Here is a 13,092-nt window from a genome sequence, read left to right on the forward strand (position 1 = left end):
ACGGTGTCGTCCTGGTTTCTTATTGCCCTGCTCTCCGCGCTTCCTTTTTTTCTCAGTGACGTTGGCATTTCCCTGGCGGATGCGTTCTTCGAGAGCACCTCAGGCATCACTACCACCGGCGCAACGGTGTTCAGCGGCCTGGACACCATGGACAAAGACCTTCTTCTCTGGAGATCGATTCTGCACTGGATAGGCGGAATCGGAATTATCGGTATGTTCGTGGCTGTACTGCCCTTTTTGCGTGTTGGCGGTATGCGGCTGTTTGCTACGGAATCGTCTGAATGGACTGATAAAGCCCTTCCACGAATGAAAACGCTCAGCCGTGGACTGCTTCTTGTGTATTTCACATTTTCCACCACGGCCGTTCTTACATACTGGCTATCGGGAATGACGCTGTTTGATGCGTTCAATCACGGGCTTAGCAGTATTTCTACTGGCGGTTTCTCCACCTCCGATCTGTCCATGGGCAAGTTCAACGATCTCATTCTTGTGGAAACCGCCTTTTTCATGATGATTGGCAGTCTGCCCTTCTTTTTGTTTGTGCGGGAGCTCCACGGGCAACGCTGGGTGCTGTTCAGGGATCAACAGGTCAGAGCGTTTTTAAGCATACTGCTTGTTGTACCCGCATTGCTGACCCTCTATCGATGGGCTGTCTCGCCAGTGCCTTTTGACCCCGTTCATAATTACATTTCCACTTTGTTCAACGTTACCTCCATCGTGTCCACCACGGGCTACGTGTCAGAAGATTATTCAGCCTGGGGGCCGCTGGCGTTTGTGCTGTTTTTCTTCCTGATGTTTATCGGCGGTTGCTCCGGTTCCACCGCGGGTGGCATGAAGGTATTCCGGTTTCAGCTATCGATGATTGTGCTTCGTGAGCAGCTTATCCGCTTGTTACATCCCCGCGCTGTATTGACCCGTAACTACAACGGCCGTGCAGTCAGTGACGATATTATTGCGTCGATGATCGCCTATACCTTTATCTTTCTGCTGACGCTTCTGTTGATTACGGTATCGCTGGCCGCGATGCAGTTGGATTTCGTTACGTCACTATCGGGCGCGCTTGCGGCCATGACGAACGTTGGGCCAGGATTGGGTGACATTATTGGTCCTGCGGGGAATTACGGGCCCCTGCCCGATCCAGCCAAGTGGATTCTGGCAGTGGGCATGCTGATGGGGCGCCTGGAGATTTTGAGCGTGGTGATTGTGCTTTCACCGGCATTCTGGCGTAGCTGAATACCGGTGATTCTGTCTTTATGCCTTTAGAGCGTATTTGCGAATAAACCGTCCAATTTCCTGAACTTCTTCCAGGCACACGCTGTGTTCCATCGGGAAGGTCATATAAGCTGGCTCAAAGCCCATTTCCTTGAGCGCTTCGACACTGCGAACGCCCAGCGCCTCAGGCACCATTGGGTCAGAGGTGCCGTGGTAGATATTGATTGGAATGGCTGAATTTGCCTCTGCAGGCTTGACCGTTTTCGCCGTGGCGAAGTAGGTGGAGAGCGCGAGAATGCCGGCAAGCCGTTTCGGGTAGGTCAGGCCAAGTTCGTAAGCCACCGCCCCGCCCTGTGAAAACCCTGCAATAACGATGTTTTCGGAACGAATCCCGCGTTCGATTTCCCGATCAATCAGCTTGCCTACCGCGCGTGCGGACTCCATGAGCTGGTCGGTATCCACAATCCGGTCAATATCCATTGCTTTGATATCGTACCAGGCAGGCATGGTCATGCCGCCGTTGATGGTAACCGGCAGGTTAGGCGCATGCGGAAATATAAAACGTACCGCAGCGTCGTCCGGCAAACCCAGTTCCGGTACAACCGGTTCAAAATCATGGCCACTGGCGCCGAGGCCGTGTAACCAAATAACGGCGGCCGTCGGATTGGCCCGGGTTTCTACCTCAATATACTGAAGATCCTGCACGCGTTGCCTCATTGCTCTATGGGGGGATTATCCGGATTAATCCGGCACGTTTCGTAGGGTATGTGCATCCAGCGCGGTCTGAACCGGGTTGGCGTACATGTCTAACAGGTAAGGGCGAATAGCGGGATCGCAAGCTTCCAGTCTTCGCTCCATTTCTGTCCGGGCGACCTCCACGTCTTCAGCAGACAAGTTTTGTGCCGTCACGACTGAGTTGCGAACGGCCTCTAATCCGTTAATGCCCTGCTGATGAAGCCCTCGCATCTCATAGGCCACAAGATTAGAGGCGTGCAGGTGGTAATTTGCGTGCACTTCCCGATCAATCCCTGCCGCGAGATCTTTGGCGCTTTCCGGTGCATCGGTGATTGGAGCACCAAAGTGCACATGGACATGGCCTTTAAAGCCCGTGAGGCCTTTCATGATCTGCTCGGTGTCTTCACCTTCTGCTTTTTTATAGCTGCCGGCCCGGGCTTTGGTTTCCAGTTCGCGGGCTTTATCCCCGTCGCACGGATCGTACTCATAGGATATGGAAACAGGAACAATACGCAGTTTATTCATCGCCTCAGCAAAGCTCAGGCCGTTTTTTTTGCAGCTCATGTAAAACATCTTGATGATCGCAGGATCGGTAAAATCCAGACCATCTTTGGCACGCCCCTCGCGCTGGGCTATCCAGATGTTTTCATTATTAAGGATGCTGTGATTGATAAACCCGGAAAGCGTAATGTACGCGTCACGCATTTCCCGTGGGCTGGTCATATCACGGCGAACGATAAAGCTCTTGTTCAGCCGCATCATCTCAGCAAATACGCGGTTTGCGAGCAGATTGTCGCCAATCGCTATTCGAGTGGTGCGCAAATCATTGCGGAACAACAGGTAGTTGACCACCATGGGGTCAAACACAATGTCTCTGTGATTGGAAATGAACAGGTACGCGCCCTGCTTGCTGAGGCTCTCGATGCCGCTGGTGGTAACGCGCGAGGTGGTGTTTGCAATCAGTTCACCAACATACCCGGAAAGCCCCGCCTGCAAGTCATCCACCCTTGCAAAATGACCAAAACGCTTCAACAGCCAGCGACGAGTGAAAACACGCAGAATCGCGGGTGCCCAGCGCGCTAGAGCCGGCGACTTGAAGCGCCCCACCGTGTTCAAAAATTCATGATCGTTAACCAGGCGATGGATTGCGGGGCCTGTTTCTTCGTCCGAATAGGGACGGATGGTGTCAAATTCCTGCATGAATGCCCTGTTATTGTTAGTAACAATTATGATGAGCCGAGAAACGGTAGCTGAAAGTGGCGATATTGTATCGTTTCTTCCTTGGCTTTGCCTCCCCAAAGGCAGTCTCTTCGGCCATTCCTTGTGCTGGATCTGGTATGATCCACCACCAGATTTTACCTCAGCTTCGCGATCAACCGGTTATTCTATGTATCCCGATCAGGACTTTGAACAGCTTTCTGCCCATCGGCCAACAACCTCGGGCAGAAGCCCAGAGCAAGTGTTGCACCAGGTGTTTGGATACGAATCCTTCCGCCCGCTGCAAGGGGAGATTATCCACGAGGTCGTCTCCGGCGGCGATGCGTTGGTTCTGATGCCTACAGGCGGTGGTAAATCGCTTTGTTATCAGGTGCCTGCACTTGTGCGTTCGGGCACTGCCATCGTAATTTCTCCGCTGATTGCCTTGATGCACGATCAGGTTGCGGCACTTCGTGAGCTGGGCGTGCGAGCCGCGTTTCTGAACTCAACCATGGATTTTGAACAGGCCCGCGCCACAGAATACGCGCTGAGCACGGGCGAGTTAGACCTGCTTTATTGCGCCCCGGAGCGGTTGATTCAACCCCGTACCCTCGAACTCCTGCACGATGCGTCTATTTCGTTGTTTGCGATTGATGAGGCGCACTGTGTTTCCCAGTGGGGGCACGACTTCCGGTCTGATTATCTCCAACTGGCCGTTCTCGCGAACGAATTCCCGGCCATTCCCCGGATCGCGCTGACGGCTACGGCCGACGAGCGCACCCGCAAGGAAATAGCCGAACGGTTGTCTCTGACCGAAGCACGACATTTTATCAGCGGTTTTGATCGGCCGAACATTCAATATCGAATAGCGCCGAAAACCAATGCAAACAAGCAGTTGCTTGACTTTATAAAAGCTGAACATGAAGATCACTGCGGCATCGTTTATTGCCTGTCCCGTAATAAAGTGGACGCCACGGCAAAGATGTTGGCGCAGAAGGGCTACACCTCACTGCCCTATCACGCAGGATTGCCCTCCGAAGATCGTGCTCGCAATCAAGAGCGCTTCCTGCGGGAAGACGGGGTTATTATCGTGGCCACAATCGCGTTTGGCATGGGCATTGATAAACCCGATGTGCGTTTTGTGGCGCACCTGGACTTGCCCAAAAGCCTGGAAGCCTATTACCAGGAAACCGGCCGTGCCGGCCGCGACGGCAAGCCTTCGACTGCGTGGATGGTTTACGGCCTGCAAGATGTTATCAAACTGCGGCAAATGCTCGAGGCCTCGCAAGGGAACGACCACTTCAAACGGGTGGAGCGGCAAAAGCTGGATGCCATGCTGGGCCTTTGCGAAGTAACAAAGTGTCGCAGGCAGGTTTTGCTCAACTATTTTGGTGACGAGCTCGAGACGCCTTGCGGCAACTGCGATACCTGCCTAAACCCGCCAGAAACATGGGACGGCACAGTGGCGGTACAAAAAGCACTGTCTTGTGTTTTTCGAACCGGTCAGCGTTTCGGCGTTACCTACCTGATTGATGTGCTGCGCGGTTCGGAAAACGATCGGGTTATGCAATCAGGTCATCATCAGGTATCAACCTACGGCATTGGCACTGAGCTTTCCGTAAGCGAGTGGAAATCTGTGTTCCGCCAACTGGTGGCCAATGGCTATTTGAGAGCAGATCCGGAAGGTTATGGCGCTTTGCAGTTAACCGAGCAGTGTCGGCCATTGCTCAAAGGCAAGCACAAAGTAGAGTTGCGCAAAGACCCGGTGGTCAAAAAATCAGCGGGTCGTTCCTCAGGTGGCCGGTCGAGTAGCGCTGTTAAAGATCAGATTACAGACCACGCTGGCTGGGACGCCCTGCGAGCATGCCGCAAAGAGCTTGCGGACAAACAGGGAGTGCCTCCTTACGTTATTTTTCACGATACCACTTTGTTTGACATGCTTGAGCGCAAGCCAAAAACGCTTGATGAACTTGCAGGCGTGAGCGGCGTTGGGGCGGCAAAACTGGAGAAGTACGGTGACATTTTCCTGGCCACCATTGCCGGGCTGAATCCGTTGTAAAGCAAGGCCTCGCGCTTTGCTTCAGGCACCAGGCTGAAAACCCTTTTTACGAACCCGGTACTGTGCGACGGACGTAGCAACGTGATTGCCTTCAAGATCGCGCAGTTCGCCTTCAAGCGTAAATTTTGCTCGGCCGGTAGCGTTGGCATCCGCGAGAATCCCCGCCACATCCTCAGACGTCAATGAAAATTCTACCGTGACATCCGAATTGGCTGGCTGCAAAAACTGAAGCGTCATTTCTTTCAAAATCGGCGTATAGGCCGGGCCAAGGTCAAACAGGGTCAGCACGCCACCGGGAATTTCCGCCACAAGAAAGTAGGCCCCTGCATACAGACTGCCAAAATGATTCTTGTTACCCTTGATCTGAATGCGAGCGCGCACATAACCCGGGCGAATCTCCTCAACTCGGAAGCCGTTACGGGGAGCGAACGGAATGGAAAGCCCTATGATCCGATTGACCGCCGCATAACCCCCGGCTTTCTTTAGCAACGCCATCGGTTGCGCCAATGTAGCACTGGGGTCCGTGGCCGAAACCCACCGCCCTGTCGCGCCGATAATACGGTCAATTAAGGCCATTGTTCAGTCCCTGCGTTCTGGTTGATACAGATGATTACAATGGCTCCGACACTTCGCAACACTCTTTTACAATATTTTTGAAGGATTAACGTTCTCTCAATTCATTCTGAACTAAAGTAAGGACGTTGGGAAAGCTCCCTGTTTTCAGGCTGCAGGAATGGATTCAAAAAGACCCGCTAAAGGATTCGGCAATTGCGATACGCCCACGATGGCTCACTGTGTATTTTAAGGCGTCTCAGGCGCGTGGCTTCTTTGGGCCTTTTGCTCGGTCTTTTATGGGCGCCGCTGGCGTCCCAAAGTGCCCTCGCCTCCGGTGTTTCAAGCGTTTCGCTAAATCCCCCTCAGCAAGACTATTTACTGTGGTACCGGAATTACGACAGCCCGGCAATTCATGCCTTGGTTAGTCTTGCACTGGCAAAAACGCCCGAATACGGCGAGTTCCGCATTCTGCGAAGCGCCGAGCTGAGCCAAGGGCGCGCTCTGCGTGAACTGGAAAGCGGTGATAATCGTCTGGTGGATATCATCAATGTGGCAGCAACGGCAGAGCGCGAGTCCTTTCTCACACCCATCCCCGTTCCCGTGGATGGCGGACTGTTGGGTTTTCGTGTGTGCGTTGTGGAGCCAGAGAATCTCCCGTTATTCGAGGACATACATTCGCTTGCAGATCTTCGAAACCGGGGTATTCGAATTGGCCAGGGTGCACACTGGCCAGACACCTCGATACTGAGAGAAAACCAGATCACCGTTGTAACCCATCCACGCTACGAAATACTCTTTGGGATGCTAAGGGAAAATCGCTTTGATTGTTTTGCCAGGGGCGTCAGCGAGGTGGCGTACGATCTGGCAATTGAGAATGACCCGAACCTGGTTATAGAGCCGAAACTGGTGTTGGCTTACCCTATGCCCTCATACCTGTTTGTAGGGCCGGATGATTTACTTATTGCCCATCGATTGCAACTGGGCATGGAGCGGGCTATCCGAGATGGCAGTTTTGGTGATTTTCTGCGGCGTTATTACGGCGCAGCGGTAGACGCCCTTAATCTGGAAAAACGCACGATGATTGTGCTGGACAACCCGTTTCTGAACAATGAATTGGACAATGTCGGGCGCCAGACATTGAACAGTTTGCGCTGGCGCCTTGAGTTGCTTGGTCGCTGACTTTTCTCCAGCTTGTGCGATCTCTGCAACGCCTTCTGATAAACTCTCTCTACGATTACATTCCCATCTCAGCAATTGCCCTGACACTTGCGCTTATAGGAGTCCCGTTGAATGGCTCATGAAGAACTGCATCTTAACCTTCGCAACCTGACACTTGATGATTACGAACAACTGCAGGTTCTGATGGATCGGGTTTACGACGACATTGGCGGAGCCTGGCCAAAGGACACGATCAAAGCCCTGGTGGAACAGTTCCCGGATGGACAGATCTGTATTGAGGATAAGGGGCAGCTGGTTGCGGTAGCACTCACCGTATCCGTCAAGTACGAGCGGTTCAGCAACCCCCATACCTATGACGATCTGATCAAGCGGAACGAGCAAATCAGGCACAACCCGAAAGGCGACTCCCTTTACGGGCTGGACGTGTTCATTCACCCCGAATACCGCGGCTACCGCCTCGGACGGCGATTGTATGAAGCTCGCAAAGAGCTGTGCAGATCAATCAACTTGCGGGCGATCCTCGCAGGCGGCCGCATACCTGGCTATTTCAAATACTCAGATCAGTACTCGCCGGCTGAATACATTGACCGTGTTGATCGCAGGGACATTTACGACCCGATTCTGAGCTTTCAGCTGTCCAACGATTTTCAGGTTACCCGGTTGATGCACAAATACCTCCCGGAGGACGAAAAATCGCTGGGGTACGCTACCTTGCTGGAATGGCGGAATATTCTGTACACCCCGCCCTCCTCGGTTCTGAACGTCAAAAAAACCCAGGTTCGCATGGGCGCCGTGCAATGGCAGATGCGCGAATTCGCATCGGTTGAAGAAGTACTTGAACAGGTTGAGTATTTCGTGGATGCGCTGTCTGATTACAAAAGTGACTTTGCGCTATTTCCGGAGTTTTTCAACGCGCCATTGATGGGCCTGACTGACCAGGTAGACCAGACCCGCGCTATCCGTTTTCTTGCCGGGTTTACCCAGCAATTCCGGGATCGCATGTCTGATATGGCCGTCAGCTACAACATTAATATTGTGACTGGCTCCATGCCGCTGCTGGAAAATGACCGGGTCTACAATGTTTCTTACCTGTGCCACCGTGATGGCCGAGTGGATGAGCAACGTAAGATCCACATTACACCGCACGAGCGCCGTGATTGGGTAGTGGAAGGCGGCAACAAGTTTGAGGTGTTTGATACAGACGCAGGGCGAGTCGCGATCATGATCTGTTACGACATCGAGTTTCCTGAGCTGGGGCGAATTGCAGCCAGCAAAGACGTGGATATTATCTGCGTGCCGTTCTGGACAGATACCAAAAACAGTTATTTAAGAGTCCGTCACTGCGCCCAGGCCAGAGCTATTGAGAACGAATGCTACGTAGTGATCACCGGCAGCGTCGGTAACCTGCCCAAGGTGGAAAACCTTGATGTGCAGTACGCCCAATCGTCTGTGTTCTCTCCGTCAGACTTTTCCTTCCCTCACGATGCCGTGTTGGCAGAAACCACACCCAACACCGAGATGATCATGTTTGCGGATATGGATCTGGAAAAGCTCACGTTGGTGCGAAACGAAGGGTCAGTCACCAACGTCAAAGATCGCAGAACGGATATGTACGAAATTATCACCCATTAAATGCTGACGATCTGCGTCAAAGGCTTACCGTATGGCACTGACAGCGTTGCAAAAGCGTTGGTCAGTGTCTATTGTTTAACCAATATCAAGTCATCTTCTGAAGAGACTCAGTATTCATGAAGGAAGCGTTGCCCGATCTTGTTGCCCGTTTCAGAGTTCGGCACGGCCTTTTCCGCAAGGAACGGGTTGAAGCCGCGCTTTTTGAGCTGGACACCTACGGCTGCGTTATGAAGACCGACAAAATGTTTAACCCCGGCGATACGGTGTTGCTCGATCTGATCATGGATATGCCGTTCGATAAAATTCGAGCAGAAAATGTGTCGGGGCTGATTACTGAACGTAGAAAACACTGCAGCAACTTTTTTTATTCGATTGATTTTGCAGATCTGAAATCTGACGGCGACGTTGCTATTGAAGAGAAACTTCGACGTATCAGAGAGGTGCTTTCCAAAAAGCAGTCTTTGAAATCACGACGTTCCCCAGGCTCTATGCTCGGTTTACGGCAAATGGCCTGATCCCTGTACTCGTTTTATCTTTCTGCAAGGAGACAATGCCATGGCTAAAAAAGCCAAACAGAGCGTTGATAAGATCGTAAAGAAGGTCAACAAGGAATTTGAGAAAACGTCATCCCAGATTGAGGGCCTGATCAGTGATGCGCTGAAGCAGTTCGATTCGCTTCAACACCAGATTCAGGACCCGGTTCGCAAACTTTTGAAAGAGTTTGATGATCTGCGCGGGCGGGAAATGAAACGCTTTAATGATGAATTTGAGCGCCGCCTGGACGATCTCCACGAACTGCAAACCAACATACTTGAACGCCTGGGAGTGGCCTCGAAAGAAGACATTCGCAAGGCTGAAAAAGACATTAAAAAAGAAAATCGCGAAGCGCCATCCGCCAAAGCAAAAGCGCCCGCCAAGAAATCGTCCGTAAAAAAAGCGGCCTCGAAAAAGTCAGTGGCCAAAAAGCCAGCTGACAGAAGCGACCTCACCTTGGTAAAAGGTATCGGGCCGGCTACGGCCAAAAAGATGAAAGATGCCGGGATTACCTCTATTGATCAGATTGCTGACCCATCGGCGGCTGATCAGGAAAAACTGAATACTTTCTCAAGCATCAAGGGATTTGATCAACTCACGACAGAAGCGAAGAAAATTAACTGATGCGAACACCTGACCAGCCTGTTTTACGGGACATTGTCCTGATTGGCGGCGGGCACAGCCACGTTGGGGTACTCAAACGGTTTGCAATGAAACCGGTTCCCGGCGTGCGCCTGACCCTTATCTGCCGCGACACCCACACACCCTACTCCGGAATGCTGCCAGGCTACGTGGCAGGACACTACAGCTACGATGATGTACACATCGATCTGAGCCGACTTGCGGAATACGCCGGCGCGCGGTTTTACAGAGCGGAAGCCATCGGCATTGATCGCGCTTCCAAACGCGTGATCTGCAAAGGCCGGCCTGACGTGCCTTACGACATTCTCTCAATCAACATCGGTTCATCGCCACGAGTAAATGACGTTGAAGGCGCGTTGGAGTACGCCGTGCCCGTGAAGCCAATCACCGGTTTTAACAACCGTTGGCTCGCTCTTTTAACTCGTATCGAAAATCACGTTGGCCCGCTTACGATCGGTGTTGTCGGGGCGGGTGCAGGCGGCGTCGAGCTGACGTTGGCCATGCAGTACCGGCTGAAAAACGAGTTGGAACAACGCGGTCAGGATTCCGGCCAACTGCACTTTCACTTGTTCGATGCCGCCGATGAGATTCTTCCCACCCACAACGCCAAAGTGCGGGACGTTTTCCAGAGAACTCTTTCTGAGCGTGGCGTTAAGCTACACCTTGGTTCTCCCGTGGAAAAGGTTAGCGAAGGGCTGTTGCGCACGGCCGCCGGCGAAACCTTGCAAACAGACGAGGTTCTTTGGGTAACCAGGGCTGGCGGCCCCGGCTGGCTGAAGGATACGGGGTTAGCCCTGGATGACGGGCTGTTCCTGCGAGTACGAGACACCTTGCAGGTTGAAAACGACGACAATATTTTTGCGGCGGGCGACATTGCCAATGTCACCAATCACCCACGTGAAAAAGCCGGTGTATTTGCCGTACGCCAGGGGCCGCCGTTGGCGGATAACCTGAAGCGCCTGGCGTTGGGTAAAACACCCAAGGATTTTCAGCCCCAGAAAACATGGCTGGCATTGATTAGCACCGGGGATAAATACGCCGTTGCGTCTCGCGGTGATATGCAGTTCGACGGTGCCTCCGTATGGCGCTGGAAGGACTGGATTGACCGGCGCTTCATGCAGAAATTCTCCGACCTGCCACCAATGGACACAGGCGCGGCGTTGCCGGATACAGCCGCAGCACAAAATCCGGAGGAAGCGTCTCAAGCCATTTCCGCCGTTGCCATGCGATGCGGTGGCTGCGGTGCCAAAGTGGGCAGCACCGTACTTTCACGGGCGCTGAGTGAACTCAAGCCCATTGAACGGGACGATATTCTTATCGGACTGCACGCCCCGGACGACGCCGCTGTTCTGCGGGTACCGCCGGGAAAAGCCGTGGTGCATACCGTTGATTTTTTCCGGGCGTTTATTGACGATCCTTACACGTTTGGCCGCGTGGCTGCCAATCACAGCCTGGGTGATGTTTTCGCCATGGGCGCAGAGGCCCAGAGCGCTACCGCAGTGGCCACCATACCTTACGGTATTGAGTCCAAAGTAGAAGATGTGCTCTATCAGATGATGTCTGGCGCGGTAGAGGTGCTGAATGAAGCAGGCTGCGCTCTGGTAGGCGGTCATACCGGCGAAGGCCAAGAGCTTGCATTGGGCTTCGCAGTGAATGGCCTGATTAACCCGGATGAGGTGATGAGCAAAGGCGGCTTACAAGCCGGTGATGTTTTGATTCTCACCAAACCCATCGGCACCGGAACACTGTTTGCGGCTCACGCCCAATTGGCCGCTAAAGGCCGCTGGATTGATTCCGCGCTTGCGTCCATGGTGCAGTCCAACAAGAAAGCTGCAGACTGCCTTCGGAGCTTTGGATCCAAAGCGTGCACGGATGTCACAGGGTTTGGATTGCTTGGTCACCTTGTTGAAATGACCCGGCCTTCCGGCGTAGATGCCGAGCTTGACCTTTCTGCGATTCCCATCTTGCCGGGAGCCGAAGAAACCGCCGCAGCGGGCATTCTCAGTTCACTCCAGCCGGCGAATATACGCCTGCGCCGTGGTATTCGGGATCAGGAAAAGTGGGTAAAACACCCTCGCTATCCGTTGATTTTCGATCCGCAAACGGCAGGCGGTTTGTTGGCAAGTGTCTCTGCAGACAAGGCAGAAGACTGTGTCCGCGAACTCAAAGCCCTGGGTTATCCCCATACCGCCATCATCGGACGGGTATTGCCTCAGGATGAAAGCGGACCGATTGAACCCATTACTCTGAGAGAGTGAGCTCAGGCGCTAATCCCGGAACAGCGTTGCATCGCAAGTGCGATCGCCTGTTCCAGGGATGCTCGCTCCTTTTCTGCCGTGAATTGTCCAGCAAGCGTTGTTACATGCTCACGGAGGCTGCTCAGAAACTGCGGATCGTTCTCAGCCCGGGCCAGCCGTTCAGAGAGTGCCTGAGTATCGCCCACCGGATAGAGCCCCGGGTAGTCTGCCCCCAGCAATCCGATATTCCCGGAAATATCAGACGCGATAACCGGCAGGCCGGCGCGACAGGCTTCCGACACGACGTTCGCCCCACCTTCCATTACTGAACTGATAACCATTAATTGGCTGTTGGCCATTAGCTTGTCGATGTCGGTTTTTTCCAATTCGCCCAGCCATCTGAATCGTGAATTCTGCTGCATCTCCTGTTTCGCGAGTTGCTCCCAATGTGTATCGTGAGGTTTGCCGGCACAGGAAACGCGAAGGTGTGATTCAGATGAAAGCAGCCGGGCCGCCATGGCAGCCCGAAGAGAATCCTTTTCCTCCCGAAGGTGCCCTATTACGCACACCTCGAAATACGGCGATGCCGATGTTGCGCTCGTGTTGTGAGGCGCTGGCGTATCGGCAGACTGAAAAAGCGTCACCAGCTTTTCCCTGAATCGACCAGGAATATCGTCGCCAACCTTCTCATGCAGGCCGATCAATGCGTCAGCGGTGTGCATGGAATAGTGGGTTTGTTCGGGGTATTCATATTGGTGGCGGTAGATGTCTGTTCCCGTTAACGCCACAATCAACGGTTTGAATGGATAAGCATTTCGAAACACACGAATGGCATCATGGCTTCGCCAGGCATGAAGGGCCAGGAACAGATCACAGGGTTCGCCATGGTAATCCGTCACAACCGATATGTTATGCCCCGCTTGTTCCAGCAGCGTTTCCCAGCGTTCTGCGGTGGCCCTGTTGCCGGCTTTTGAGCCCGCGCCCGCAGGTGTACAGATAATAATATCCATAATGCTCTTTGGTATAAAAAGCCCCTTACAGGGCTCGAATGGAATTTAACGGGAATCGCGCCCTGATATCTGACCTATTTAAACCTGCAATCCGTATAGC

At 53.2% G+C, this 13,092-nt stretch carries 11 protein-coding genes; 7 read left to right on the plus strand and 4 right to left on the minus strand.

All coding sequences use genetic code 11. The features are described 5' to 3' along the window. Positions 1–1,233: TrkH family potassium uptake protein (locus ENI00_RS00235; protein ID WP_304097080.1), on the plus strand; the 1,233-nt coding region annotated here is incomplete at its 5' end. Between the two features lie 18 nt (positions 1,234–1,251). Here ENI00_RS00235 and ENI00_RS00240 read toward each other — a convergent pair. Together ENI00_RS00240 and ENI00_RS00245 are read right to left on the minus strand one after the other, a co-directional pair. After that, entirely contained in the window at positions 1,252–1,917 is a 666-nt protein-coding gene (locus ENI00_RS00240; protein ID WP_304097084.1) for an alpha/beta hydrolase, read from the minus strand. A 36-nt stretch (positions 1,918–1,953) separates the two neighbouring features. Next, positions 1,954–3,147 (minus strand): 1-acyl-sn-glycerol-3-phosphate acyltransferase, encoded by a 1,194-nt coding sequence (locus ENI00_RS00245; protein ID WP_304097087.1) that lies wholly within the window; start codon positions 3,145–3,147, stop codon positions 1,954–1,956. Between the two features lie 187 nt (positions 3,148–3,334). Here ENI00_RS00245 and recQ point away from each other — a divergent pair, with 187 nt between their 5' ends. Further along, a complete protein-coding gene (recQ, locus tag ENI00_RS00250; protein ID WP_304097089.1) occupies positions 3,335–5,203 on the plus strand; it encodes a DNA helicase RecQ in 1,869 nt (622 codons plus the stop codon). A gap of 21 nt (positions 5,204–5,224) precedes the next feature. On the opposite strand, the gene ENI00_RS00255 is transcribed toward recQ, so the two are convergent. Continuing rightward, entirely contained in the window at positions 5,225–5,779 is a 555-nt protein-coding gene (locus tag ENI00_RS00255; protein ID WP_304097092.1) for a PaaI family thioesterase, read from the minus strand. A gap of 243 nt (positions 5,780–6,022) precedes the next feature. On the opposite strand from ENI00_RS00255, the gene ENI00_RS00260 reads away from it, so the two are divergent. The 5 genes from ENI00_RS00260 (at position 6,023) to selD (ending at position 12,003) form a co-directional block, all read left to right on the plus strand. Then, positions 6,023–6,937, plus strand: coding sequence for a hypothetical protein (locus ENI00_RS00260; protein WP_304097095.1), 915 nt, complete (start codon positions 6,023–6,025; stop codon positions 6,935–6,937). 111 nt (positions 6,938–7,048) lie between these two features. After that, positions 7,049–8,569: a bifunctional GNAT family N-acetyltransferase/carbon-nitrogen hydrolase family protein gene (locus ENI00_RS00265; RefSeq protein ID WP_304097097.1), complete on the plus strand. Its 1,521-nt coding sequence runs from the start codon at positions 7,049–7,051 to the stop codon at positions 8,567–8,569. A gap of 116 nt (positions 8,570–8,685) precedes the next feature. Continuing rightward, positions 8,686–9,084: a hypothetical protein gene (locus ENI00_RS00270; protein WP_304097099.1), complete on the plus strand. Its 399-nt coding sequence runs from the start codon at positions 8,686–8,688 to the stop codon at positions 9,082–9,084. 40 nt (positions 9,085–9,124) lie between these two features. Next, the gene (locus ENI00_RS00275) at positions 9,125–9,727 is read left to right on the plus strand and encodes a helix-hairpin-helix domain-containing protein (protein WP_304097102.1); all 603 of its coding nucleotides are present in this window, start codon (positions 9,125–9,127) and stop codon (positions 9,725–9,727) included. Then, positions 9,727–12,003, plus strand: a complete 2,277-nt coding sequence (selD, locus tag ENI00_RS00280) for a selenide, water dikinase SelD (protein WP_304097105.1) — start codon at positions 9,727–9,729, stop codon at positions 12,001–12,003. Before ENI00_RS00275 ends, selD begins: the two co-directional genes overlap by 1 nt. A gap of 2 nt (positions 12,004–12,005) precedes the next feature. On the opposite strand, the gene senB is transcribed toward selD, so the two are convergent. Beyond that, positions 12,006–12,992 (minus strand): selenoneine biosynthesis selenosugar synthase SenB, encoded by a 987-nt coding sequence (gene senB / locus ENI00_RS00285; protein ID WP_304097109.1) that lies wholly within the window; start codon positions 12,990–12,992, stop codon positions 12,006–12,008. Between the last annotated feature and the right edge of the window lie 100 nt (positions 12,993–13,092).

The organism is Marinobacter antarcticus (assembly GCF_011049865.1).
Taxonomy (GTDB): Bacteria; Pseudomonadota; Gammaproteobacteria; order Pseudomonadales; family Oleiphilaceae; genus Marinobacter; species Marinobacter antarcticus_A.